The 23839-nt window shown below is 39.2% G+C and carries 28 protein-coding genes and 3 pseudogenes; 18 read left to right on the top strand and 13 right to left on the bottom strand.

Annotated elements, in window-relative coordinates:
* Positions 1-284: 284 nt before the first annotated feature.
* The 3 genes from AAZR93_RS20200 (at position 285) to AAZR93_RS20190 (ending at position 1868) form a co-directional block, all read left to right on the top strand.
* Positions 285-842 (top strand): OsmC family protein, encoded by a 558-nt coding sequence (locus AAZR93_RS20200; protein ID WP_198623899.1) that lies wholly within the window; start codon positions 285-287, stop codon positions 840-842.
* 103 nt (positions 843-945) lie between these two features.
* On the top strand, positions 946-1512 hold the full coding sequence (locus tag AAZR93_RS20195) for a TetR/AcrR family transcriptional regulator (protein WP_198623898.1): 567 nt from the start codon (positions 946-948) through the stop codon (positions 1510-1512).
* A 17-nt stretch (positions 1513-1529) separates the two neighbouring features.
* Complete coding sequence (locus AAZR93_RS20190; protein WP_198623897.1) at positions 1530-1868, top strand: carboxymuconolactone decarboxylase family protein; 339 nt, start codon at positions 1530-1532, stop codon at positions 1866-1868.
* A 139-nt stretch (positions 1869-2007) separates the two neighbouring features.
* On the opposite strand, the gene AAZR93_RS20185 is transcribed toward AAZR93_RS20190, so the two are convergent.
* On the bottom strand, positions 2008-2337 hold the full coding sequence (locus AAZR93_RS20185) for a thioredoxin family protein (protein WP_198623896.1): 330 nt from the start codon (positions 2335-2337) through the stop codon (positions 2008-2010).
* A 219-nt stretch (positions 2338-2556) separates the two neighbouring features.
* Here AAZR93_RS20185 and AAZR93_RS20180 point away from each other — a divergent pair, with 219 nt between their 5' ends.
* The 4 genes from AAZR93_RS20180 (at position 2557) to AAZR93_RS20165 (ending at position 6026) form a co-directional block, all read left to right on the top strand.
* Positions 2557-3663 carry an alkene reductase gene (locus tag AAZR93_RS20180; RefSeq protein WP_198623895.1) on the top strand — a complete coding sequence of 369 codons (1107 nt, stop codon included), beginning with the start codon at positions 2557-2559 and terminating at the stop codon, positions 3661-3663.
* 85 nt (positions 3664-3748) lie between these two features.
* On the top strand, positions 3749-4450 hold the full coding sequence (locus AAZR93_RS20175; RefSeq protein ID WP_198623894.1) for a DsbA family oxidoreductase: 702 nt from the start codon (positions 3749-3751) through the stop codon (positions 4448-4450).
* A gap of 60 nt (positions 4451-4510) precedes the next feature.
* Positions 4511-5284, top strand: coding sequence for an SDR family NAD(P)-dependent oxidoreductase (locus tag AAZR93_RS20170; protein WP_198623893.1), 774 nt, complete (start codon positions 4511-4513; stop codon positions 5282-5284).
* A 280-nt stretch (positions 5285-5564) separates the two neighbouring features.
* The gene (locus tag AAZR93_RS20165; protein ID WP_198623892.1) at positions 5565-6026 is read left to right on the top strand and encodes an Lrp/AsnC family transcriptional regulator; all 462 of its coding nucleotides are present in this window, start codon (positions 5565-5567) and stop codon (positions 6024-6026) included.
* Between the two features lie 242 nt (positions 6027-6268).
* Here AAZR93_RS20165 and AAZR93_RS20160 read toward each other — a convergent pair whose 3' ends face one another.
* Positions 6269-7528 carry an aromatic amino acid transport family protein gene (locus tag AAZR93_RS20160; RefSeq protein WP_198623891.1) on the bottom strand — a complete coding sequence of 420 codons (1260 nt, stop codon included), beginning with the start codon at positions 7526-7528 and terminating at the stop codon, positions 6269-6271.
* A gap of 14 nt (positions 7529-7542) precedes the next feature.
* The gene (locus AAZR93_RS20155; protein ID WP_198623890.1) at positions 7543-8757 is read right to left on the bottom strand and encodes a MalY/PatB family protein; all 1215 of its coding nucleotides are present in this window, start codon (positions 8755-8757) and stop codon (positions 7543-7545) included.
* Between the two features lie 811 nt (positions 8758-9568).
* Between AAZR93_RS20155 and AAZR93_RS20150 the strand changes: the two genes are divergently transcribed.
* From AAZR93_RS20150 to AAZR93_RS20120, 7 genes are all read left to right on the top strand, one after another.
* Positions 9569-10216: a DinB/UmuC family translesion DNA polymerase gene (locus tag AAZR93_RS20150; RefSeq protein WP_434720879.1), complete on the top strand. Its 648-nt coding sequence runs from the start codon at positions 9569-9571 to the stop codon at positions 10214-10216.
* Positions 10216-10449, top strand: coding sequence for a DUF4113 domain-containing protein (locus AAZR93_RS20145; RefSeq protein WP_434720878.1), 234 nt, complete (start codon positions 10216-10218; stop codon positions 10447-10449). Before AAZR93_RS20150 ends, AAZR93_RS20145 begins: the two co-directional genes overlap by 1 nt.
* A gap of 356 nt (positions 10450-10805) precedes the next feature.
* The gene (locus tag AAZR93_RS20140) at positions 10806-11801 is read left to right on the top strand and encodes a ParB/RepB/Spo0J family partition protein (RefSeq protein WP_294350662.1); all 996 of its coding nucleotides are present in this window, start codon (positions 10806-10808) and stop codon (positions 11799-11801) included.
* A gap of 2 nt (positions 11802-11803) precedes the next feature.
* Positions 11804-12163, top strand: a complete 360-nt coding sequence (locus AAZR93_RS20135) for a single-stranded DNA-binding protein (protein ID WP_198623887.1) — start codon at positions 11804-11806, stop codon at positions 12161-12163.
* A complete protein-coding gene (locus AAZR93_RS20130) occupies positions 12156-12578 on the top strand; it encodes a hypothetical protein (protein WP_198623886.1) in 423 nt (140 codons plus the stop codon). The genes AAZR93_RS20135 and AAZR93_RS20130 overlap by 8 nt, the downstream gene beginning before the upstream one ends.
* Positions 12579-13263: 685 nt before the next feature.
* On the top strand, positions 13264-13743 hold the full coding sequence (locus tag AAZR93_RS20125) for an Hcp family type VI secretion system effector (protein ID WP_198623885.1): 480 nt from the start codon (positions 13264-13266) through the stop codon (positions 13741-13743).
* Between the two features lie 8 nt (positions 13744-13751).
* The gene (locus AAZR93_RS20120; RefSeq protein ID WP_434720877.1) at positions 13752-14330 is read left to right on the top strand and encodes a hypothetical protein; all 579 of its coding nucleotides are present in this window, start codon (positions 13752-13754) and stop codon (positions 14328-14330) included.
* 740 nt (positions 14331-15070) lie between these two features.
* Here AAZR93_RS20120 and AAZR93_RS20115 read toward each other — a convergent pair.
* Positions 15071-15384: pseudogene (locus AAZR93_RS20115) on the bottom strand (Tn3 family transposase); the annotation flags it as partial.
* 225 nt (positions 15385-15609) lie between these two features.
* On the opposite strand from AAZR93_RS20115, the gene AAZR93_RS20110 reads away from it, so the two are divergent.
* Positions 15610-16314, top strand: coding sequence for an IS6 family transposase (locus AAZR93_RS20110; protein ID WP_434720876.1), 705 nt, complete (start codon positions 15610-15612; stop codon positions 16312-16314).
* A 637-nt stretch (positions 16315-16951) separates the two neighbouring features.
* On the opposite strand, the gene AAZR93_RS20105 is transcribed toward AAZR93_RS20110, so the two are convergent.
* Both AAZR93_RS20105 and AAZR93_RS20100 read right to left on the bottom strand, forming a co-directional pair.
* On the bottom strand, positions 16952-17224 hold the full coding sequence (locus AAZR93_RS20105) for a cytoplasmic protein (RefSeq protein WP_434720875.1): 273 nt from the start codon (positions 17222-17224) through the stop codon (positions 16952-16954).
* 24 nt (positions 17225-17248) lie between these two features.
* Positions 17249-17830: a recombinase family protein gene (locus tag AAZR93_RS20100; RefSeq protein WP_434720874.1), complete on the bottom strand. Its 582-nt coding sequence runs from the start codon at positions 17828-17830 to the stop codon at positions 17249-17251.
* 209 nt (positions 17831-18039) lie between these two features.
* On the opposite strand from AAZR93_RS20100, the gene AAZR93_RS20095 reads away from it, so the two are divergent.
* Positions 18040-18282 carry a type II toxin-antitoxin system ParD family antitoxin gene (locus AAZR93_RS20095; RefSeq protein ID WP_434720873.1) on the top strand — a complete coding sequence of 81 codons (243 nt, stop codon included), beginning with the start codon at positions 18040-18042 and terminating at the stop codon, positions 18280-18282.
* Positions 18275-18568, top strand: a complete 294-nt coding sequence (locus tag AAZR93_RS20090; protein ID WP_434720872.1) for a type II toxin-antitoxin system RelE/ParE family toxin — start codon at positions 18275-18277, stop codon at positions 18566-18568. The genes AAZR93_RS20095 and AAZR93_RS20090 overlap by 8 nt, the downstream gene beginning before the upstream one ends.
* Before the next feature lie 114 nt (positions 18569-18682).
* On the opposite strand, the gene AAZR93_RS20085 is transcribed toward AAZR93_RS20090, so the two are convergent.
* The gene (locus tag AAZR93_RS20085; RefSeq protein ID WP_434720871.1) at positions 18683-19378 is read right to left on the bottom strand and encodes an IS6 family transposase; all 696 of its coding nucleotides are present in this window, start codon (positions 19376-19378) and stop codon (positions 18683-18685) included.
* A 131-nt stretch (positions 19379-19509) separates the two neighbouring features.
* On the opposite strand from AAZR93_RS20085, the pseudogene AAZR93_RS20080 reads away from it, so the two are divergent.
* Positions 19510-19857, top strand: a pseudogene (locus tag AAZR93_RS20080) (transposase); the annotation flags it as partial.
* A 167-nt stretch (positions 19858-20024) separates the two neighbouring features.
* Here AAZR93_RS20080 and AAZR93_RS20075 read toward each other — a convergent pair.
* The 6 genes and pseudogenes from AAZR93_RS20075 to AAZR93_RS20050 all read right to left on the bottom strand — a co-directional run.
* Positions 20025-20569, bottom strand: a pseudogene (locus tag AAZR93_RS20075) (transposase); the annotation flags it as partial.
* Positions 20570-20778: 209 nt separating this feature from the next.
* Positions 20779-21615 (bottom strand): hypothetical protein, encoded by an 837-nt coding sequence (locus AAZR93_RS20070; protein ID WP_434720870.1) that lies wholly within the window; start codon positions 21613-21615, stop codon positions 20779-20781.
* Positions 21616-21657: 42 nt separating this feature from the next.
* Positions 21658-22233, bottom strand: a complete 576-nt coding sequence (locus tag AAZR93_RS20065; RefSeq protein WP_434720869.1) for a fimbrial protein — start codon at positions 22231-22233, stop codon at positions 21658-21660.
* Entirely contained in the window at positions 22233-22754 is a 522-nt protein-coding gene (locus tag AAZR93_RS20060) for a fimbrial protein (protein ID WP_434720868.1), read from the bottom strand. Before AAZR93_RS20060 ends, AAZR93_RS20065 begins: the two co-directional genes overlap by 1 nt.
* A 12-nt stretch (positions 22755-22766) precedes the next feature.
* Positions 22767-23324, bottom strand: a complete 558-nt coding sequence (locus AAZR93_RS20055; RefSeq protein ID WP_434720867.1) for a fimbrial protein — start codon at positions 23322-23324, stop codon at positions 22767-22769.
* Between the two features lie 10 nt (positions 23325-23334).
* A partial coding sequence (locus AAZR93_RS20050; RefSeq protein ID WP_434720866.1) for a fimbrial protein occupies positions 23335-23839 on the bottom strand: 505 nt, incomplete at its 5' end.

The following is a 23839-nucleotide window of genomic DNA, read 5'->3' as shown; positions in this document are numbered from 1 at the left end:
TGTTATATGGATTGATCAAACTGCTGCATGACCCCTCTTTTAGTCGAAGTGTATCGATCGAAATTAGATTGCCTAGCCTTCGCTCATCTCCCACAATAAATATTTTTATCGTATATGGTTTTGTTAAAAAATTGCCTTGATATAGGCTATTTTTCGTCTTTTAAGTAGATCCGTACCATGGCTCTAGCTTAAGGGGCTGGACAATACATATTTATTCAGTTAACCTATCAACTAGTAGGTAGTTTATTGTGACTTATCGTCATCAACCTTTATTAGGAGTGAATATGTCTCACGCAGTGAAACCCCAAGCATCGGCTAATGCTATCAGCAATATTCGCGAAGCCGTACGCGCAGAGCCTGGCCTAGGCAACATGTCGTTTCAAGTAAAAGCACGCTCACACGGTGGTTTAGCGGTTCGCGTAGAAACAGGGTCATCTTTTCAGAATGGTAAAGAGGATAACAGTCGCGCTGGAAAATTTTCAAATATCGGTGATGAGCCTCCGGGAATTCTGGGGGCGGATACTGGTATGAGTCCGACGGAGTATATTCTACAGGCTTTAGCGGGCTGCTATACCGCTACCTTAACCTTGATGGCGGCAGAAAAAGGTATAGAGTTAGAAGGAATCGAATTGGATCTTTATTTCGACATTGATATGAAAGGCTTTCTTGGTTTAGATCAAAATGTACGTAAAGGTGCCAAAAGTATTCGTGTCAACGTACGCCTAGACAGCAATACCGCTACCCGTGAGCAGCTCGAAGAGCTAGTTAGGCTTCTACCGGAAAATTCACCTATCCATGATACTCTCGCAAATCCTGTGCTGATAGAAACTCGCTTAGTGTAATTATCTTCGTTAACGCCTTAGTCCGTTTTCTGTGGCGTGGAGTCTTGCGATATCATTTAGAGAACAATATAATCTACCAACTAGTAGATTATAGAGGTATATCATGACAACAATGACACGTGAACGCCTTCTCTGTGAGGCTGAGCACTTGATGAGAGAGAAAGGCTATTCAGCCTTCAGTTATGCTGACCTGTCTAAGAGTATTGGTATCACTAAGGCTAGCATACATCACCATTTTCCGACAAAAGACATACTCGGCGAACAGGTGGTCAGGCAAGCATTTTTGGATACACGTAACTTATTTGACCAGATCGAATTAACAGAAAATTCGGCAGCTGGAAAAATAGCGGCATATGTAGATCTTTTTACAGAAAGTTATCGAGCTTCTTTGCTGCCGTTATGCTGTGCACTTTCAGCTGAGACGGCTAATCTACCTCAAAACATTACAGAGCAGACGTCGTTATATTTTGATATGCAAATCAAATGGTTAGTTAGCATAGTTGACCAAGGCAACAGTACAGGAGAGTTTTCTTCAAACCTGACCGCTGTCGATGCGGCTTTGCTGATTATCAATATATGCGAAGGTGCCAGTGTCGTGGCGAGGGCAACCGGAAGACCAGAGGTATTCGGTAGTAGCTTGAAGCATATATTACAGATTCTTAAAATTTAAAAACAAAGGGGGATCCCATGCAAGATTGGAATAGTTACCGTACAGAACTGATGCAACGCCTTAGCCAACTTGGCAAATTAGCACCTGATACTATGAAAGGCGTGGTGACGCTGGGTAGCGCAGGTAGTAAAACTGATTTGCTCGGTGCTAAAGTTCGTGAGCTTATCGCTCTCGCCTGTGCAGTCACTACCCGCTGTGACGGTTGTATAGCTTTTCATGCTGAAGCCGCGATTAATGCAGGTGCAACAGATGACGAAATTGCAGAAGCTCTAGGTGTGGCAATTAATCTTAATGCCGGTGCTGCCGCTGTATATTCTGCTCGTACTCTAGATGCTATCAACCAGATGAGAAGCTGATAGATGTTATGATCCTGATATAATTTGATAATTTTTCAGGCATAAGGCATCTGATGAACTTTACTAGGTGTCTTATTATTTATAAAATAAATGAGACCGGAATTTATGCAAAATAGATCATTTTTGATAAAAAAGGGCATTATAGCCCTTTTTTAACATCGTCTATCGCACCGGCATAAAAAGCAGCTGATTTCACACCGGGTATACGCCTTATCAGCTGACCTTCCTTAAATATCAAAACTGAAGGTAGTCCCCAGATTTCGTATTTTGTTGTTAATACCGGCGCCAAATCAACGTTCACCTTACCTGCCTGTACGTCATTATCAAGCTGATTGATGAATGCGTTAAAAAACGCCTCACTTGCTTGACAAGGTGGACACCAAGGCGCAGAGAAGCGCACTACTGATACTCCTTCATAGCGTTCAATATCGCGAAAATTATCTTCGTTATAATGGATTATTTCATGCACGATTTACTCTCCTGATATTTATGTTTTTCTGCAGTTGTAACTGGATTTAAGTAGCAGTATAAATAATTCACGTCAATCTATCAACTAGTAGATAGGTGTGATATGCTTTATCGACTTTCCAGAGGATGAAGTGGATTGGTGTCATTAGTTAACTATTGTTCAGTACACAACTGCATCCTAGCCCGTGTTATATAAAATAAACAAATTATGAGGTATTCGATGAGTAAGTTATTCACGCCTTACAACCTGTCTGGTCTTGAGTTAAAAAACCGTGTGGTGATGGCCCCCATGACCCGTACTCGCACAATGAATGATGTCGCGGATGATGTTGTTGCACTTTATTACGCGCAGCGTGCGTCTGCAGGACTTCTTATAACGGAAGGATTGCCAGTTTCAGAAGAAGCTCGCGGTTATCTCTACACGCCAGGAATTTACACAAATGCTCATGTCGATGGCTGGCGTAAAGTGACGGATGCTGTGCATGAGAAGGGAGGTCGTATTTTTGCCCAACTGTGGCATGTTGGTCGAATGTCTCACGTTTCTTTGTTACCAAATCAAATGGTACCTGTTTCTTCAGGCACTGTGCAGGCAATCAACACGACGGTGTTTGCGCTGACAGATTCAGGTGAACCGGGTCCTGTCATACCCAGTGCCCCGCGCGCTTTGGAAACAGACGAAATTAGTCGTGTTACTCAGGATTTTGTCAGCTCAGCTCGATTAGCAATGGATGCTGGTTTTGACGGCGTTGAGATCATGGCCGCTAACGGGTTTATTTTTGACCAGTTCCTCAGTAGTGAACTAAATACACGTACGGATGGTTATGGTGGTTCTGTTAAAAATCGTCAACGCTTTCTGCTGGAAACTATCGATGCAGTTTCATCCGCTATAGGTAACAGCAAAGTTGCCGTCCGGCTTTCTCCGTATGGCCGTATCTACGATCTTGCCCCTTATGAGGGGGAAGACGAAACTTGGAATGAAATGGCAGCGGCGCTGGGTCAACGCGAATTGGCGTATGTGCATCTTTACTATCAACCAGAGTATACCAAAGCACTGACACCTGAAGGATTCAAAGCAGCTTTCAGGAAGGCTTTCACCGGTACGTTAATCGCCGCGGGTGGGTTCAACCGTGATATTGCCGAAATGGCGCTAAAAAACAATGAAGTGGATATGGTGGCCTTTGGTGTTCCGTACATTGCTAATCCGGACCTGGTTGAAAGAATGCGGAATGGCTGGCCACTGGCAGAAAGCGATCGCTCTACCTACTACGGTGTTAGCGGCAATCCTGAAAAAGGGTATACCGATTATCCTTTTTGGGCCGCTGAATAAGACATTACTTCCGGAGTCTTATGCGGCGGTATCCCAATGTAACGGCATCCGGAAGAACTAATTTTAATATTTATTAGGAATAAAAATGGAAATTCTTAAACCTATTATCACTATCGATATTTGGTCAGACTTAGTCTGCCCATGGTGCTGGATAGCCAAAAAACGCTTTGAAAAAGGGCTTGCCGCATTTGAACACCGAGATAGTGTCGTGATACGCCATCATGGTTTTCGTATTTCAGGCGATCGTCCTCCATTGCCCTTTCGGGAGGCTCTGTATAAAAAATTTGGGGGGCAGCACGATGCTGAATTAATGATGAACCAAGTGGAAACGGCCGGTAAATTGGAAGGTCTTCAGTATAATTTTGACACCATGCTATTTGGTGATACTGAAAATGCGCTGACCCTGTTGGCTGCTGCACATCAGGAAGGCATGGGCGATATGATGGCTGAACGTTTATACCTGGCCGGAACCACAGAAGGACGCTCTATTTTTGACTCTTCAGAGTTGATTAAGCTGGCTGAAGAAGTTGGTATGAATGCATCTGATGCACGCAGCGCTTTAAATAACGAGAGCCTACGAGCCTCTGTGCATGACGATGAAACTTATGCTCGTTCATTGGGGGTCAGTGGCGTACCGCTTTTTCTGTTGAATGAGAAGTATGCTATTAGCGGTGCTCAGTCTGCAGAGAATTTTCTCAGCGCTTTGCTGCAGGTCTGGGATGAAAAGCAGGAAGCTCTACTCAGTACGAACGGCCAAACATGCGGCATTGATGGCTGTAGCATTTAAATACCCTTTATCGACAGTATAAGTATTGGCTGAATATAACCTGCAAAAATGGAGTGAGAAATGAGCGATTTTTTCAAAGGTAAAAAACTTTTAGTCGTTGGCGGCACAAGCGGAATGGGGCTTGAAACCGCCCGTATGGTACTGAAAGCCGGCGGTAGTGTAGTGCTGACTGGTAATAGAAAAGACAAAGCGGAGGCAGTTAAAGAAGAGTTAAGTCAGTTCGGGAACGTTTCGGTCATTGCGGCCAATCTAATGACTGAAGATGGAATGAACTTTATCCGACAGGAAATTAACACTCATCATCGTGATATTAATCTGATGGTCAATTCTGCGGGTATCTTCATTCCAAAGAGTTTTATCGAACACGATGGTACGGACTATGACATGTATCTTTCACTTAATCGAGCTACATTTTTTATTACCCAAGACGTGGTGAAAAACATGCTGGCTGGAAAGTACGAAGGCGCTATTGTTAATGTGGGCTCAATTGGTGCTCAAGCCGCTCTAGGTGACTCACCTGCTTCAGCCTACTCTATGGCGAAGGCGGGTCTGCACGCGTTGACTCGTAATCTTGCTATAGAACTAGCTAGCACAGGTATCCGTGTTAATGCTGTATCACCGGGAATTGTACATACGCCTATTTACGAAGGTTTTATGGACAAGGATGATATTGCAGAGGCAATGAAGGCCATGAACGATTTCCATCCGCTCGGACGTGTGGGTACTCCGGAAGATGTAGCGAACACCATTATGTTCCTGTTGTCAGATAAAGCCGCTTGGGTGACTGGTGCTATCTGGGACGTTGATGCTGGAATTATGGCTGTTCGTCGCTGATTTATGAAAGCAATTTTATGCCATATTGACAACCAATCTTGAAACAGAAAGAGAGTACAATGCACAAGAATTGTTCTTCACTAATTAATGCCTCTAACTAATCTCTATCGATGTTGGTACAATTTATTGTTTTTTCATCTGAGATTGCTTAACAGTATACGTGCTGTTTTTCGATTTAAAAGGTACCAATTAAACCATTTTGTTTACAGGCCTTAATATTTAAAAACAAGATATAATTATTAAAATTACCTAATTATGATTAATGCCATAGGTTACTAATATGATGAAGCTTGATAAAGTTGATATGCAAATACTTAAGCTCTTGCAAGCAGATGGTCGTTTAAATAATGCGGAGGTTGCTAAGCGTGTTTTTTTATCGCCACCTGCATGCTGGAAGAGACTTAAACTTCTTGAACAAGAGGTTATAAAAAAATACCAAGCAGTTATTGAACCTAAAAGTTTAGGGTATAATTTTTACGCCTTCATGAATATAACTCTAGACTTTCATTCTGAAGAAACCATGAAGCAATTTGAAAGAGAAATTTTGAAAGTTGATAATGTTATTGTTTGTCATAATATCTCTGGTAGATATGATTATCTTTTACAATTAGTTATTAGAGATATGGACGATTTTCATCACGTATCAATGGAGAAAATCAGGGCAATAGGTAACATTAAAGAAATGAATACTAGTTTTGGTATTAGAGAAATAAAATCATTTAAAGGTTTACCAATAACATAGTTATATATTGTTTAGTTTATAATATTAAGGCTTGCTGAAATTTATTTTCCCAGCAAGCCTATTCTCCTTATCGTTTTATATGATTTATTATTACCAATCTAATTGTATTTATCTTTTTAATAAAAATTAGTATTTGATAGGAAATTACATCCCCGCATTATACTATCAAGTTCCTTGGTGTTGGCACTACTTTCCATTTAATATATGTATAAATTAAAACTTAATCAATCTTAAAAAAAATTTTATTCAAAGAATTTTAAAAATGGCGATATACACAGTAATATTCCAAAAAAGGCAATGTAAATTGATGAGTATGTTTTGTATTTATGTAAAGATTTGACTTTGTAAACTAAATAAACTGGTATTAAACATGATACAATACCGTACAGAGGTCCAGCTAATTGAAAAACTAATAAGACAGGGAATTTAGTTGAAACCCAAATGGATAATGATAGGGCTACAAAAACACCTATTGAGATATTTAATATTTTATTATTAATTTTTTCTCTAGAAATAAAACGTGAAATTATATTAACAACTATTCCTTTCAAAGATTCATGAATACCTAAGTAGATCCCTAAAAATGCTGTAATAAGTGAAAAAACATTTAACATTGTTGCCATTACTTTTACGGTTGATCCGGGTATAACTTGTGCTGCGATTGCTAGAGCTGAAATATTTTGCTCAAATGCAGATGTAGCTTGCTCATAACTAATTGAAAATGTGAATGAAAATGCATAAAATAGCACTACAATTGCTAATGCAGCATATGCTATTCTATTTGTTCTTATTGCTCTATATGTTGCTGTTTCTCTATTTTCCTCTATTTTTCTGTAAGCGATATTCATAGGGTTTAAAATCTGAACAAATAATATCGAATATAATGTAAAAGGTAAAGTTAGAAATACATCACGTACAAATGATAAAAAATTTGGCATAGCCTTAATATTTTCAAAATTCCAATGAGGTATCATAAAGAACCCCAAAACCAAAATAATTCCAAATTTTATAGCTACCATTGGACCCGATATTTTAAATAAAATCTTCTCGCCTTGAGAAGCTATAAATACTAATGATGATATTAATAATAAAGGAAACCAAAATGTATCTGAAAGAGTATCATTAGTTAATCCAAATGTTTTAAAATATGATGCACCATCGTACGTTATTGCAAGTGAATACCCAAGTATTCCTGTTAATAGCATAAAAAAATAGATAGCACCTAAAGTTATCCCCCAATTTTTTCCTAGATATTGAGTTATAATTCCAGAATAATCATCGCATTCTTTTGTTTCTGATAAGGTTCTTAGGTAAAGATTTTGTAGTAGGTATATGGCTGGATAAGAAAGTATTATTGAAAATAAAAATACCCATACTCCTTTTAATCCAATTTGAACTGGCATAAGAACAATTCCAGAACCAATTGCCATTCCAATACATAATACAACCCAACCAAAATCATATAGGGTAAAAGGTATTTTATTATTATGATTATTTTTCATGATTAAAATTCACTTTAATTTAGTGATAATAATGATTGTTTTATTTTATTTAAACCTTCCATTAATATTGATCTAGGACAGGCTAAATTTAATCTTATAAATCCATCACCATTACTTACAAACATATTTCCACCCTCCAATAATATTCCAGAATTGTTAGCAAAGAATAACGATAAATTATTTTTATCGAAATCAGCCGGTAAATATTTATTTATATCTATCCACGCCAAATAAGTTGACTCTGGGATTTCAAAATTAGATTTTGGGAAAAATTCATTAAAGAATTCAAATGTTAATTTAAAATTATCATCTAAATATTCTTTTAGTTTTTCGAGCCAATTATCACAGCTTTTATATGCAGCTTTAGTTGCAACTAAACTAAGTGGTGATATAAATTCATCATATAATTTTAACCATTCATCTTTCAGGTTTTTGTCTTTTATAAATAAATTAGACATTAAATTACCCGCTAAATTAAATGTTTTGCTTGGAGCCATACATGTTATTATTTTTTCTTCGTTAGGAAAAAGTTTAGCTAAAGGAATATGTTGCACATTATTTCTTAGTAAATCACAATGAATTTCATCAGATATAATCCATATATCGTTTTCAATACATATATTTCCCATTTTCATTAGTTCGTTTTTTGTCCAAACTCGACCTGTAGGATTTTGTGGGTTTGATAAGATAAATAATTTAATATTTAATTCTTTATCCTTTAATTTTTTTTCAAAATCAGCAAAATCAATTTCATATTTTCCGTTTTTATATTTAAGGTCGGAATAAATTACTTCTCTAGAGTTATAGTCCCCAGCATTTTTAAATGGAGTATATGATGGAGTGTGAATTAAAATTCTTTCATCATTACTGATCACCAATGGAACTAATCTATTTAAAGCAGGAATAATACCTGGTGATATTACTATATCATTTACATCAATATCCCATTCGTATCTTCTTTTACACCAATCTTTAAAAATGTCATTATAGTCATCGCTATAAATCTTTGTATAACCTAAAATTTTTCTATCTAGCCTTTCTTTTATTGCATTTAATATTTCAGGTGGAGTTGAAAATTCCATGTCTGCAACCCACATTCTGATGAATTCCTCATCTTTAAAATTATATTTGGAATTTTTTTTGTCATTAAATATGTACTGTCTCCATCCATCATAATTTAATGAATCAGTGTTTTTTCTATCAATAATTTCATCAAAATCATATGTCATATTAACCTCTGGTTTTTATTTAAAATTAAATTTTCTTGCTTGTTTTTTGGAAATTAATTTCATTTTTATACTATCAATATCAGTAAGAAATTTTTTATCTTTAAATACTAATATTTAATTTTTTTTTGGAATTTAATTAACTAAATTGTAGATTTAACTTAATTATATTCATCAAATTTAATGTTTTAACGTGGATCACAGAGTTCAATTATGATTAAACTTGACAAGGTTTCTTGCAAATTAAGAGGGATGAATATGGCGCTACTAAATATTGCGCTCGCCTTGGCGAACTCTGCAATGCAGCATCATTGCGCAAGCTGATAATGGGCTTTATGTACGGGTGAATTAGGCTGTTCAGTTATGCAATTGTCTGATCAAAAATGGGTTTCTTAGGGAGGACTGGACGAGGCATATTATGGTAGAACTAAAATTTAACGTGTGTTTGTCGGTGGTGTTGCCATTAGGTATGACCTCTATGAGGCGTATAGTCTGCCTATCCTCCGCCTTTGTGTTATGAGTATGCAAGGGACAAGATGAAACTGTAATAGGGTCTGAAATTTAACCAAACGATTAAGTACACCACTTTGTCTTGATGTCAGAAAGTGAGCAAAACCAAAAGCGGACAGGCTGAACGTTCCGTACATCCCTTACGTTCAGAGGTTTCTGCTCATGGAACGAAATCACCAGTTAAGCTTAAAACGCTTAACGTAGGATAATTTCCAAATTCCAAGCGGCTCCCAGTATTGATGAACAATTCCTTGATATGACCGGCATGACTAGAAAATTACGGTCAGCAGGTACAAAAAAAATTTTGCAGATTACTCATGTACCGGTCGGTGTCGGTTTCGCTCAAACTAAAACACTGGTTAAACTGGCAAACCCTGCAGCTAAAGCATGGACCAAAACCGGTGGTGTAGTCGATTTGAGTATTCCTTCACGTCAGAAACGGCTTATGGCTCTTTTGCCGGTTAATGAAGTGTGGGGAGTGGGTAGAAAAATAAGCAGCCGGCTTAATACTACGGGGATATTTACAGTTCTTGATTTGGCTAACGCTGAAACAACCATGATCCGTAAAACATTTGGTGTGGTTGTCGAGCGTACGGTGAGAGAGCTGAATGGTGAATCTTACATCGAGCTTGAAGAAATCGCAAAAACTAAAGAACAAATCATTTGTTCACGCTCATTTGGGAAAAAAATTGAGCTCTATGAACATATGCATCAGGCTATTTGTGAGTATTCAGAAAGAGCAGCAGAGAAACTTCGAACTGAAAAACAACTCTGTTCTATTGTCTCTATTTTTATCCAGACCAGTCATTACGGAAGGGGACCTCAATACCACAACCACAATTCAGAACGTTTAGAATATCCAAGTTCTGATACAAGAGACATAATCAATGCAGCAGTGCGTTCATTAAAGACCATCTGGAAATCAGGGGTCGGTATCATAAGGCTGGTATAATGCTCACTGATTTTTCAGATACTTCAGTTGTTCAACTGAACTTATTTTCTGAGAGTAAGCCCTTCAAAGGAAGTGAGCAATTGATGAAAGCATTGGACCTGATAAGTAATCGTGGCATTAGAAAAGTATGGTTTGCAGGAAAGGGAATAGACACAAGTTGGCGTATGAAACGAGAAATGCTTTCACCTGCATACACTACAAAAATTACAGATCTGCCTGTGGTAAAGGTTTAGAAATTAGGTTAGGAAGAAACTGATTTGATAACTCCTTGCGTTTGGAATTATATATACTTAATTAATCATTATTCAGATATTGAAACATTCATTATCAATTTATGATTGTTGCCATATATGATTGATCTGTATTGAGTATTATATACCCGTCATTAAACTAATTCTATTTAACCAATTGATAACAATGCACATAAATTGAAATGATGCCGTTTTACCTATGTAACTAAGGAAAATAGAAAATCCTGTGTGATAGCCTTACGTCGAATAAAAATAATACCTAGTTACACAAAGACAAGGCGAGGACTATGAATACTAACGCAGCAATTTCTACGAATGGCAGTCAACTAAATTCTGATATGAGCAAGGTACTTCTCAATGACCTACCCTACCCTACGCTGAAAAAAAGTACTGAAGCGCACAACATCTCCACATTACGCAAAATGTCAGATGCCTTTGAAGAAAAGGTGTGTACGCGTGGTGATATTTATCGAATCAACGTAGAATTACTGTACGTACAGGAAGGGTTCAACCTGCGCGAGATCGATACTGAACATGCCGGACGTATCAAAAATTCATATGTAACTGGTGTCTATGTACCACCAATCGTTGTGAAAGTAGCAACAATTGATAATCTCCCTCGTTTACAGATTATTGACGGTCATCACAGATACTGTGCTCTACGTATGGCTATGGAGGAAGGCTGCTCAATTAAAGGTGTATACGTCACCGAGTTTTCAGGCAGTCAGCAACTCGAAATCGTTAACATGCTGACATCATCCGAAGGTAAACCTTTAGCCCCGTTGGAAAAAGCCGATGGTTTCCATCGTTTACTCAGTATGGGATGGGAAAAAAAGGAAATAGCACGCTATACAAATACCAGTGTTGTTACGATTAACCGTTTATTACGGCTGTTCAGAGCTGATTACCGAATCACTGATCTCGTTAGAAAGAACTTGATTACATCTGATTTGGCTATCGAAATACTGCTTGAGTGTGAAGAAACTAATCAAGAGGCATATGATGTGATCATTTCCGGATTACATAAAGCAACTGATAGCGGTAAAAATAAAGTTACGAGAAAATTTGTACCTTCAACGAAGAAAGTACCTTTTTCCAAAAAAGAAATACATTCTGTATTTTCACAGTTAAGTGAAATTCGCACAACGATTCATGACAAAGTAGCTGATCTACAAGAGAATGATGAAACTGTCACTGTCGAAATGCCGGTTACAATTATAACCCTACTAAATGATGTACTTCAGAAGTTTGCAAATGACGAGTCCGGCGCATCTAACGATGATGAAAACGAACCAACCGTGGCTGAATCTATTACTGAAGATATTCAGGCATAACAATGGAATTACTTAACAAAGTGCAACTAATAGCACGATTAGGTACGACTCCCAAAGATAACCTGAAATACTCAGAACGGGACGGCGAGGCTATGACCTACTTCTCTGTTGCTATTAACCGGCATGACTCAAAAGGGAATTCGATTGCTGATTGGTTCAATATCAGTGCATACGGAAAAATAGCTGAAATTGCGGCTAATTTCGGTCAGAAAGGGCAGCTTGTATACATCGAGGGAAGGCTGCAACCCAACAATAATAGTACCGGTAGTAATGGTTGTTCGATAATTATGAATTACCACACGGGTGTATTCAGAGTATTACCAATTAGCAAGAATTCTAATGCAGGAGCGCAAAATGGCTAAATTAGATCAGGTTTCAAATTGTAATGTGCAAAATCATAATTATGCGATGTCGGAATTGAAAAGAGATCAAACTGTGCTGAATTATGCGTTGTTTAAAGCGCGTGAGAAGCTCCAAGAGCTCCAGCACCTCATCAATATATCACAATGTAGTGAAACTGAAATAAGGCGTTATAACGGTGTTTTGGATATGCTTGATAGTATATTTTCATCAGATGAAAAAGAGCGTCAGACTTTGTATCACTCTATGATCATGTCAGGTGTACAAATCCTGTCTGGCAAGTTAAATGGTGAGAAGCAACAAGCCATATTAGAAGCCACAACTCAGGTTCAGTTGGATGAGGTATTACAAGAATCAGAAGCTGAAGTATGGTCTGAACTCCAGCTACTATGTGATCAGAAAACTAACCTCAACTAAGAATACAAAATGAAACTTACAATATCCCTGCCCTTCATTCTGATAACTTCTCTGATCTCAATACCAGTATTGGGTAGCGGTTATTCCGCATTGGAAGGAATTGAAGGGCAACGATATTCTGACTTAGAGAAATACAAAGCCAACTGTTCGGTGTGTATAAGTGTTGCACAGGACATTATAGATATCAGGTATCGAGCATGTAATCAGTCAGTCACAGTAGACGATGTAATAGTTAGGGACCCTTTATATGGTTATCTGAACAGTATGAAATTCATGCTAAATAATGATGTATATAATCAAGTATTATCTATCCTTATTAATGAGAAGGACTGTATTGACAGCTTAAATTGGCTTGAACGAGCCAATTTAAGAATTGAACCATTGGTAAATAAGCCTATTTAGTTCGTGACACCCCAAAATCTCCAGCGGTAGCGTATCTTTAACACAGTCACTGTATTTCTTCTTTTACATCGATTTCTTACCGATTCGTAACCAAATAACGCCGTATAGCGGCGTTATTACCTATCTATGAGTTTCTGGCATATGCCAGATTGATAGCCCCACAACAATTTAGTTAGGTACAGAACGTAGCAGCTTTTAGCTCAACACAACCGACCCCCTTATTGCAAATTTTAGGAAATAATGCATTAATTAAGGTAAATTTAACATATGAAATGGAATATCTATGTCAGAAATGATTTACTTAACGCTAAAGGGAAACAAGCAAGGGCTTATTTCAGCGGGTTGTTCTAGCTATGATTCAATAGGTAATAAGTATCAGGATGGTCATAAAGATCAGATACTTGTCTACTCAACAACCTATGATCTAGCACGAAAGCAAAATATATCTCACGCGCCATTTATCATGATAAAAGCTGATGACAAATCCTCCCCCCTTTTGGTAACAGCAATTTCAAATAATGAGATTTTAGACTGCCTTTTTGAATATTATCGTGTCGATAAAAGTGGGGTAATGATCCCTTACAAAAAAATTCGACTCACTAAAGCGTCCATCATCCGTGTTACAAATGAGTCACCGAACTCGTTAACTGAAAATGAAATGCAACCATTTGAAAAAGTGTCACTTATATACGAAAGTATTACTTGCACACATAATACTGCAAACACTTCAGGTTATAGCATCAGAAACGAATCAGTCATGTAGGTATGACAATGAAAATCAATGATGTGTACTTTAATAGATTCGATGTTCCCATAGTAAGTTCTCCAAATATTTACAATGATTCGTTAATAGATGACCCTGTTAAAATCTTTATTGTTGTTAATTACAATTGGGGAATTGGGCACACAGGCATGGTGGTTGGAGAAGGTGAAGATGCTTTTTTATATGACCCATCAGGAGGTTACTCTGAGTGCCCTTCCAGAGAGTGCTATAATAATATTGAAGAATTACGGGCTCCACGTAGTTCAGGTGAATTTTTCGAATATCCTGAATTTAATTGGGATGATTACCTTTCTTTTCAATTGTGGGATGGTCCAGACGTTCAGATAATTGAATTTGTAGTGCCTAGAGCTCAAGCTGAAAAAATTAAAGAGCTAATTTATGAACATGGAGGAGCAGGATGGGCTATGTGTTCAGAAACTGTGTTCTATATACTTAAAGAAAGTGGTGGTATATTTAACTCTCTGGATAAAAAGATCTTCTTCCGCGAAGATCCTTGGAATCTCAGAGAGAAATTAATTGACCTACACTACCCAAAACGTGGGGGGGTCATATCAGGTGCTTATTAAATCGAATTTTCTTATCACATTAATATCACTATTTATAAGTATTGTTTGTTTTTACTTAGAAACAGTTCATGAATATTTTTTTAAACTTTATCCCCACTCTGTAGATTCTAAAATAGTTATTGAAATACAAAAATTACTCGCACTTTCATTTTTTTCTTATCTGATTGCTCTTGCTTTGATTATGCCATTTTTTATTAAAAAGATTAGTTTTAATAAAAAAAACCGTTTTATCTTATATTTTTTAATACCTTATTTAATCAATATGATTGTATGGTATTTTAATGGATATCAAACTATTAATTACAAATATAATTCAGTAATGATTTCTGATTTTTTCTTTACATCTTATATTTTACACTTCGTTTTTATTATTCCTATCATCGCATATATACTGGATTACACCTTTCGTTTTAGAATAAAAAAGTGAATACAATCGCGCACATCGAACTCCCCACACCTATCATATTAAAAAAAACGCCACAATGTGGCGTTATAACCCTAGTGTTAGTGCTTATTATAATAATATAGCGCATGGCAAAACTAATTATACACATAAACACTTTTGTGTGTATGTGTGTATGTGTATATGTGTGTTTGTGTGTGGATGGTCACATAACCACTTATGTGTTGATGTGTTTTTACACATATGAGCATGGGGTTACTTTTTATAATCCATTTGCCTACTAGGGGTCCGCTTGGAAAACGGAAATTATCCCACGCTAAGACTATATTTTGTACAGCAGTGGAGAAGGATGAGAGACCAGCAGTTCATTAACAGGGACTCCTTTTTGCTTAAGCGGCTCAATGGTTCTTTCTATATAAACCGTATTCCAGAGTGTTATCGCCGCCGTATGTAGTGTCAGCGCCGGTGGCGTGGTAACGCTGATCCTCCCACCCCCAGATCCCTGATTTCATTCAGCCGGTGCATGAAGGATGCTCGCCCAAGGGCCTCACCCTTATTCAGCCCCGCCTGTATGCATCGGCCTAAGCCTTTATCGCAAAATCAGTCCAGCATAAACAGCGTCCGATCTCTGCAGAAAATCGCCCTCTGCGCTACGAGTTTGAACGCATTTACTCTGTTTATAGGTAACATTCGCTCCACGATATAATGATATCGGCAACGTATTCAGCATCCTGAGCATGAGTCAGAAGGTGATCCGCCTTACCCAACGAAATGAAACTCTTGGGATGCTTTGCTGCTTTGAATATTTTTGGCACTGTTGCAAAGTTTAAGTAGCCGGTATGCTAAATTAACTATTTCATTACTGAGGTCCGTTTGGTGAATGCATTTAAAGGTCGTCATTTCACTGGTATTATCATTCTTTGGGCTGTGCGTTGGTACTGCAAATACGGTATCAGTTACCGAGAACTTCAGGAAATGTTGGCTGAGCGCGGTGTAAATGTAGATCACACGACAATCTATCGCTGGGTTCAACGTTATGCACCAGAAATAGAAAAGCGGTTACGTTGGTATTGGTGTAATCCCTCCGACCTCAACAATTGGCATTTAGACGAAACTTATATCAAAGTGAATGGGAAATGGACGTACCTTTACCGAGCTGTCGATAGTCGAGGGCACACCATTGAATTTTATCTCTCGCCTCGTCGTAATACCAAGGCGGCTTATCGATTTTTAAGAAAAATATTCAATCGCGTTAAAAAATGGCAAATCCCCAAGGTTATCAATACAGATAAAGCCGCACCTTATGGCCGAGCGCTTAACCTTCTCAAAGAAGAAGGAAAATGCCCTACACATGTAGAACATCGACAAATCAAATTTCACAATAATGTCATTGAATGCGATCATGGAAAATTGAAGCGCGTGATAAATCCCACCTTAGGGTTTAAATCACTTAAAACAGCACATGCGACCATTAAAGGAATTGAGGTGATGCGTGCGCTTCGCAAAGGTCAAGCTGAACATTTTTACTATGGCCAACCGTTAGGAGAAGTGCGCCTCGTGAATAGAGTATTCGGACTTTAATCCACTTTGAGCGGAAAAGCTCAGCTTCACGATTCTATTTGCAACAGTGCCTATTTTTGCCATAAATTGTGAATAACAAAAATTGCGATTTTTCCAAATACCAGTAATAAATTATTCGAATACCACCCCGTTTTCCTTTATTTCTTTTAGAGTCAGAAAATCGAACTTTCCGTAAACCGCCTGTGTGTTGAATAACATCACCACATAATGGATCGTTTAATAACATAAGCTGAAAGCTTCGAAACTCATCGTCCGTTAGATAACTTGCCCTATGTCGCTCAAAGGCGGGTAATTCCACAAACAATGCTTTCATACTTGTACCTAGATTTGCTGTTATCATTAGTATATCCCCATAATGGGGATAGTCAATACTAGTGTTTCATTTTATGCTCATTTACTTATAGCTTTAAGGTATATCCCAACGATATACGCCAACATTATCGATTTTATACTGATGAAATAACTTATAATCGTTCTTCTTACTAAAATAATTTCAAGGTGACATGTACATACAAATTTATCTAAAAAACTTTAATCAAATACCAATACCAGATGCTGAACCATTACATTGAGAATCGATACAGTCTCTTTGCAAGGGTTATCCCTTATTTACAAGCAAACCACGCCTCTTTTAGAGTTAACTTTCCTTTAAAAACCAACTACTTCCACCGTACAATATAGGTCCCACTACATTTTGCCATGTATCTAGCTCGATAAGGCTGTGTTTAACGGCGTGGAATTCCAGAGGGGTTAAAATAGATTCTTCTTCTCCTGTTTTTGACATCAAGAGGTATCCTTCAGGAACCCGCACTAAAGATTGAGAGGTCACCTTTGCAGATAATCGATAAAATGTTGCGATATAGCAGCCCCGACCTAATAGGTCTAACAGACGTTCTGCTGAAATAGCCATAATTCCCCTAAAGTATATTTTGTACTATGAACCTATTTTTGCTTTCACTCTGAGTATCGTCTGACGTGTGGTATTAAATCCTCGTGCAATAGCGCTAATACTAACTCCATCTTTTAGGCGTTCAATCACAATCTGCTTTTGCTCATCGTTGAGAGTAGGAGGGCGACCAAAGCGTTTACCCGCACTTTTTGCTCTCGCGATACCCGCATGAGTTCGCTCAATTAACAGATCTCGCTCAAATTCAGCAACGGCTGAAATCACCTGCATCGTCATTTTTCCTGCTGGACTAGTTAAATCCACACCCCCAAGCGCCAAACAATGAACCCGAATATTGAGTTCTGAGAGTTTTTCGACAGTTTTCCGAATATCAATCGCATTGCGACCAAGGCGATCTAACTTAGTCACAATCAGTACATCACTGTTTTCCATTCTATCCAGTAACCGCGAAAATCCAGGTCTGTCACTTGCCGCGACAGAACCACTGATATGCTCTTCAATCATTCGATGTGATTCAACCTTGAATCCAGCCCCCTCAATTTCTTTTTTTTGATTTTCGGTATTTTGTTCAAGCGTCGATACGCGACAATAAGCAAAAACTCGTGACATTACGTAATTATCCATCCGAAATAGATGTACGAATTATAGCATGTGTACGAAATAAATTAAGCTTAGTTTCGGACATTATTAATTACCACTGTACGGAACCGAACCATTTAGTACACGCAAATAACAAAATTGATATTAATATTATCTTTTGCATAATTCATACCTCATTGCTAGAATTATATTACTGAGTAATACAAAGGAAAAATATTATGTCTAGAGTGAGTAGTTTTACATTAGGCGATCATTTCACCAACTTTGTGAATGAATTGCTTCAATCTGGTCGTTATGGTAATGCTTCTGAGGTTATCCGTGATGCTCTTCGCATGATGGAATCAAGAGAGCAACGCGTTAATAATGTTCGTCGTATGGTTTGCGAAGGTCTGGATTCACCCGTAAGTAAAAATAGCATTGACGCAATTTTTGAAAAAGCGAAAAAGGATATCAATGTATAGCTTATCCTCACTCGCGGAAGACGATATTTATCAAATCGCAATTTATACCATAACCCATTTTGGGATACACCAAGCAGAAAAGTATCAGCGAGAGTTAACCGAAACGCTTACACTGTTGTCAAATACGCCTCAAATTGGGTGTGAATGCAGTTGGATAAAAGCGGGGATTCGCAGTTTTACCTTTAAAAAACATACGATTTATTATCTTGAACAAGAAAATAAAATACTGATAGCGCGTGTTATTCATCAATCTATGGATGTCGAACATCAAGATTTTTCTGACTAAAAAGTCATTAATCGTAAGCGTCCGGTAAACCTCACCTAGCCTTACGGTCGTCAACTTAATTCGGTTCTGTCGCATTAGCGGAGGTAAGTCAGAAAAAGTTGCGCTGCCTGTTTTTCAAGCAGCCAACCAATGGAATTGTTCTGCCGGTGATAAATCCGCTCCGGCGAGATGCTGAAGTTGCCCTTTACGTATCATATGCACTAACTCAATACCTGCCAGTATCGTCTGCGCCCGGCGGAATGATTTAAATCTCAGCATCGGTCGTATTCGCCGTTTGATATTCCGGTGATCTTGCTCAACCAGGTTGTTCAGGTATTTGCTCTGCCTGATGAGCATCCTTTCTTCTTCTGGTTTGTTGGTATTGAGTGTCGTCAGGGCGGACGCGTTGGCACCGCTTTTATCAATAGTAACCACCTCGGGTTCGCCGTGATGACGAATGGCCTTGCGAAAGAAGCGCAATGCAGCGGCAGCATCCCGTTTGGCGGTCAGCAGGAAGTCGATGGTTTGGCCTGTTGTATCCACCGCGCGGTACAAATATTTCCACTGACCTTTGATTTTTATGTACGTTTCGTCCATTCGCCACCGACGTCCAACAGTGCGCTTATGCCGACGAAACGCCTTATACAGCAACGGCACCAGGCGGATAATCCAGCGGTGAAGTGTGGAATGGTCAACAAGAATGCCGCGCTCGGCCATCATCTCTTCGAGATTGCGCAGGCTCAGGGCATAAGCCAGATACCAGCGAACACACTGGGTAATAACATCAACGGGATAATGTAGGCGTTTGAAGGCGTTTCGTATCAGCGACATGGTCAGGCAACATCACAAAAAAAAACAGCATGTTACCGGAAGACGCCTTAATGCGACAGAACCCCAATGCAACATCTACAACGAATGGCCTGATTCTACTTATAACCTCGGTTAAAAACGGGGGGATTACCGACAAAATGATACGGCGTTATGTCAGCCATATTCCAGCGCGACATTTTAAGATGATCCGCTATTACGGTTTTTTAGCCAATCGCAAGCGTGGGCGCTTATTACCCAAAGTCTATGACGCGTTGGATACGAACCATCCTAATGTTCCAGAAAAACCGGGGTTTGCGGCACTGATTAAAGGATTTTTAAACACAGATCTGTATCAATGCATTTTATGTGGAAACCGACTGCGATTTATGAGTGCGGAAAAAGGTATTCATGCCGTCACTTAATTATCAGACAGACGAGATAAAATGGCTCAAAAACGATGGTTACAAACTGCAGCCTATGATCAGTGTGCCTATAATTAGGCTTTTAGGTCATAATTTAAACGAATGACTGTTCTTATGGCTAATCAATGAATAAATAATCAGAATTTAATAAAAGTATAGCACTCAAAACCCTCGATTCGTACGTTACTTCATTGATTGAGATCCCTAACCATCAAGAGCAAACCACCCGTTATACGGGTGGTTATGATTACGGTTGAATGTTGACGAACTTTAGCAGCAATACAATCTGAATAAACAATAGAATAGAGTGATCTAAAGGTCTATTTTGCCACTCAATGACTTGTTCAATAACTGCGTCAGTCACCTTACTAATTAACGATGCGGAAACATCTGCATCATACATCTCTTTGAAAAAAAAGACAATCTCTCGGTTAGTCATACCTTTTGCATATAAAGAAAATATTTGCTCATCCATATGAGTCATACGTTGTTTAGTGCTTTTTGATAAACAGTGGCTCAAAAGAAGATTGGTGGTCTCGATGAATTTCAATTAATAGGGTACCTTCTCCGTTTTTAGCGCCTTTTGACTAAAACCATTCCTAGAATTATCCGCCACAGTTGGCTGATTTTTGTCATATCCAAGATGTTCAGAAAGCTCAGCATTCAATGCGGTTTCGATAGTGAACTTTTTAAGCAGAGAAAGCAGAAATGAAAATTCGCTGAGATCCTTCTCATTTTTAATATTTTTAGCCAACTCTAACGCGAGAGCTTTGATAATACTTTTGTCCATTTAAGTTAAGCTCCTTCTTTAGTTTAATCAATAAGATAATCCCAAAGGAGTACTTACACAAGAATTAGAGCAGTTTCTTCTACAACGTTAAACGAAGGCACGGTTCCGATAATCAACAGTCGCCTGTAGAGTATGAAAAACGATATACAGAAAGATTAGTTAGTGTCTACTGAATTGGTAGCTATTCATTTATTTATAATAGAATAGCCTTAATTATATCCAACAATTAAGGGGTAAAATTCTGAAAATTCCCCTTCGATATTTGGAATTCCAGTAATGCTAGCTTCAAATGTAATTGTTGTATTACCGGCAGAAGCAGTTATATCTACTGGTAATTTACGTTCGTTAACTGTAGTATGAGCCTCTCCCCAAGGGAAAGTAATAATGCCTTCTTTTCCTCTTGCATCATTTAACCTAACATTTGCAGCATAATTGCAAATTAAGGAAACACTCTTAGTTAATTTTTTATCTATACTATTACCTATAGCAACAGCACCAAAATCAAAAGTAACATCACTATCAATATAACATTGAGGATCAGGTGTAGGAGGAGCATAAGTACAGACTAATTCACCATTATTATATAACCGGTTATGAATAACAGCCCTTGCACTGTTCGCACCAGCTACAACCACACATTCTGAAACGGGTCCAGTACTTGCACTCTGATGCCCTACAATTCCTGGTCCAGTATTGCCATTTATAGTTATCCACTTTTCTTCGACCTGTTTCCAAGTATCGGTAGGATATGTACTAATACATTTAGTAGCAGCAACTCCGGAATAATAACCATTAACGCCGTTATCACAAAAATAACTTTCAAAGTCATGAAATTCATAAGCACCAAAATATCGTACCTGACTAGGGATAACTTCATTATCAAGCGGGCCAGGTACCCTTATCCAAGTAATTTTATAATCACGGAAAGCCGAATTAAGTCCTTTCCCCCCTCTAGCTTCTATACTCGTTAATACAATAGTTGCATAACTTTTCGGTATTACAATTGGCAGCAATAAAAATACCCCTAATGAAATTTGCTTTATCATCACACTATTCCTTCATCCTCTTTACCTCATAGTTAGAGGTGATTATTGATATTCTACTCTCATTGTAGATGAGGCCCTAAATGCCCCCACATTTAATGTAGTATTAGGTTTCATCACTGGTACTGCATATAATTTTGGGGCATCAGCCGGAGAGTTGTAGGTGAAATTCACCCACGTATTTGGTGCCAATGGAGTATTATCTCGCTGTAGTTGTATCCCAAAATTCGGTACATTAGGTACTTCTAATACCAATGTTGGTCCTAATACAGTAATTCCTGTTCCTTGAATTTGTAGTTTTAACATATTGTTATTTAATTTATCTGCTGGGCAATTTAAAGTATAAGGAATAGGTTTTCGGTAATTGACCCCGTCCACTCGTGTGATCAACACATCCCCAAACTCTACTAATAATGGTTGATTATTATTAATTGAACAGGGCGAAGAAACTACAGTTACCTTTACCGTCACTTGTGAGAGGCTACCATAACTCCACCAGGGCGTCATAATCAAAACTCCACTCAACAATATTGATTTATAAATCCTTCTCCATGCCAGTATATTATGCACACTCTCCCCCTTCTTTTTTAGCTGTTCGCTCCCCACTATTTGTTGCTTCATTATGGATACTCCAACGTAAAGGTGGCCGTTTCACTGAATGCCCCACGCACTATCGTCTGAGTGGCTATCGCCTCCGGCTCACCCTGCACATACGCCTTAAATTCCAATTGCGAATTCGGTGAGGACAACGCCAACGCATCCGTCGCTTCGTTAAACTTCACCGCCTGCGCACTCAATGTCTCTATCCCTATCGCTACCCCACGATTTTGATCGCCTACCGTCAACAATCCCGGTAAGGCCAAACTTTCAGTCCCGATAAACATCACGTTCACCGTGTTCCCCAGCGATAAGTCACAATCCGCCAGTTCAATCGCAAACCGCTGACCCAAGGTTCGTGCATTTTGGTATAAATACTTATCTACAATCGTCCCAAAATCGACCTGGATGTCTTCTGTCACCACCGTGCACGGCTCCGTCACTAACGTGCCGAACAACCGCACATTCGGCGCCGCTTCCGCACCACTGAGACTGCCCAACAACAGGGCGCTCAACAGGTATCCATTAATTTGATTCCGTATCATTATCGTCCTCGCCTATTGATAGTGGGCTTGCAAGGTGACTAACGTTTCAAAGCCCCCTTCCACCAATGTGGAGCCAGGCCGTTTCACCGGGACCGCCATCAGTTGCGGCGGGTTTTGGGCGTCCGTGATATCAAGTTGACTATTGGGCTTAAACACCGTCCCATTCGCTTGGTAAATGCGCACCCCTAAGTTATTCTCATTGGCCTTGTCTGTGCCCAAGCTTGTGGTGTGAAACACATCCCCATCAAAAGGGCTAATATCTCCGTTCAACGATAAGGTAAGCGTCCACCCGTGCGGGCTGGTATCGTCACATTCCAAGCGGTATTCAAGTGGCTTAGCGTAAGCCACGCCATCAATTTTATTGACCCCTAACCGGTCACCAAAATTCACCTCGATGCTTTGACTGTCATCCACCTTGCACGGCGGCGGCGCAATTAATGTGCCTTTAAAATTCATCTCGCCTTCGGCAAAAGCCGACGGCGCCACGAGACTCAACAGCCCCATAAATAGCGCGAACCGAAACGGGGATTTTCGGGACAGCGGTAGACTAGGTTCATGCAGAATACTCATGCTCACCCTCCTATTCATAACTCAGGTGAAAGTCCACCACGGCGTGGTAAGCCCCGGCATTCAAGGGCGCCGCGGTACGCATAGGGGTGACGGTGTAACGCAACGTGTTTTCCCCCTGACTCAGCTGCAATGGTTGCCCTCGGTCACCCAAACGCACATCGTGTCCGTACTCATCCAGTAGGCGTAATCCCACACCGGAGACCCCATGCGCTTTGACCCACTGCGGAGAGTCCGCATCCCGCACACTGCGAAAACTGACCCGCACCGCCGGTTGCCCTATTGAATGCACCCGTTCTCCGGTCCGCACATCCTGTAAACCGACCCCTGAGTCAAGGCAATCAGCCAAACGTAACTCAAAACTGACCGGATCACCGGCAGCCCCAAAAGCCCGCAATCGACCGGTGCCAATTTCATGCAAATCAATGTCTTGCCGGGCACTGCTCATCTCCAGTCGGCATGCGCTTTCCGTTAAAGCCCCCTGGACATACAGCGTGCCCTGCGCCCCGTCCACATCC

The sequence above is a fragment of the Providencia sp. Je.9.19 genome (assembly GCF_051129765.1).
In the GTDB taxonomy this organism is placed as follows: Bacteria; Pseudomonadota; Gammaproteobacteria; order Enterobacterales; family Enterobacteriaceae; genus Providencia.
The sequence above is the reverse complement of the archived record's forward strand: the minus strand, read 5'-3'. Positions and strand labels throughout refer to the sequence as shown.

Coding starts and splice junctions, on each gene's coding strand:
- AAZR93_RS20125 (WP_198623885.1), top strand. CDS start 13,264: ATGTCAGAAATGATTTACTTAACGCTAAAGGGAAACAAGCAAGGGCTT.
- AAZR93_RS20200 (WP_198623899.1), top strand. CDS start 285: ATGTCTCACGCAGTGAAACCCCAAGCATCGGCTAATGCTATCAGCAAT.
- AAZR93_RS20070 (WP_434720870.1), bottom strand. CDS start 21,615: ATGATAAAGCAAATTTCATTAGGGGTATTTTTATTGCTGCCAATTGTA.
- AAZR93_RS20065 (WP_434720869.1), bottom strand. CDS start 22,233: ATGAAGCAACAAATAGTGGGGAGCGAACAGCTAAAAAAGAAGGGGGAG.
- AAZR93_RS20190 (WP_198623897.1), top strand. CDS start 1,530: ATGCAAGATTGGAATAGTTACCGTACAGAACTGATGCAACGCCTTAGC.
- AAZR93_RS20090 (WP_434720872.1), top strand. CDS start 18,275: ATGTATAGCTTATCCTCACTCGCGGAAGACGATATTTATCAAATCGCA.
- AAZR93_RS20060 (WP_434720868.1), bottom strand. CDS start 22,754: ATGATACGGAATCAAATTAATGGATACCTGTTGAGCGCCCTGTTGTTG.
- AAZR93_RS20140 (WP_294350662.1), top strand. CDS start 10,806: ATGAGCAAGGTACTTCTCAATGACCTACCCTACCCTACGCTGAAAAAA.
- AAZR93_RS20170 (WP_198623893.1), top strand. CDS start 4,511: ATGAGCGATTTTTTCAAAGGTAAAAAACTTTTAGTCGTTGGCGGCACA.
- AAZR93_RS20195 (WP_198623898.1), top strand. CDS start 946: ATGACAACAATGACACGTGAACGCCTTCTCTGTGAGGCTGAGCACTTG.
- AAZR93_RS20135 (WP_198623887.1), top strand. CDS start 11,804: ATGGAATTACTTAACAAAGTGCAACTAATAGCACGATTAGGTACGACT.
- AAZR93_RS20120 (WP_434720877.1), top strand. CDS start 13,752: ATGAAAATCAATGATGTGTACTTTAATAGATTCGATGTTCCCATAGTA.
- AAZR93_RS20155 (WP_198623890.1), bottom strand. CDS start 8,757: ATGACATATGATTTTGATGAAATTATTGATAGAAAAAACACTGATTCA.
- AAZR93_RS20145 (WP_434720878.1), top strand. CDS start 10,216: ATGCTCACTGATTTTTCAGATACTTCAGTTGTTCAACTGAACTTATTT.
- AAZR93_RS20055 (WP_434720867.1), bottom strand. CDS start 23,324: ATGAGTATTCTGCATGAACCTAGTCTACCGCTGTCCCGAAAATCCCCG.
- AAZR93_RS20130 (WP_198623886.1), top strand. CDS start 12,156: ATGGCTAAATTAGATCAGGTTTCAAATTGTAATGTGCAAAATCATAAT.
- AAZR93_RS20095 (WP_434720873.1), top strand. CDS start 18,040: ATGTCTAGAGTGAGTAGTTTTACATTAGGCGATCATTTCACCAACTTT.
- AAZR93_RS20160 (WP_198623891.1), bottom strand. CDS start 7,528: ATGAAAAATAATCATAATAATAAAATACCTTTTACCCTATATGATTTT.
- AAZR93_RS20100 (WP_434720874.1), bottom strand. CDS start 17,830: ATGTCACGAGTTTTTGCTTATTGTCGCGTATCGACGCTTGAACAAAAT.
- AAZR93_RS20175 (WP_198623894.1), top strand. CDS start 3,749: ATGGAAATTCTTAAACCTATTATCACTATCGATATTTGGTCAGACTTA.
- AAZR93_RS20085 (WP_434720871.1), bottom strand. CDS start 19,378: ATGTCGCTGATACGAAACGCCTTCAAACGCCTACATTATCCCGTTGAT.
- AAZR93_RS20180 (WP_198623895.1), top strand. CDS start 2,557: ATGAGTAAGTTATTCACGCCTTACAACCTGTCTGGTCTTGAGTTAAAA.
- AAZR93_RS20165 (WP_198623892.1), top strand. CDS start 5,565: ATGATGAAGCTTGATAAAGTTGATATGCAAATACTTAAGCTCTTGCAA.
- AAZR93_RS20105 (WP_434720875.1), bottom strand. CDS start 17,224: ATGGCTATTTCAGCAGAACGTCTGTTAGACCTATTAGGTCGGGGCTGC.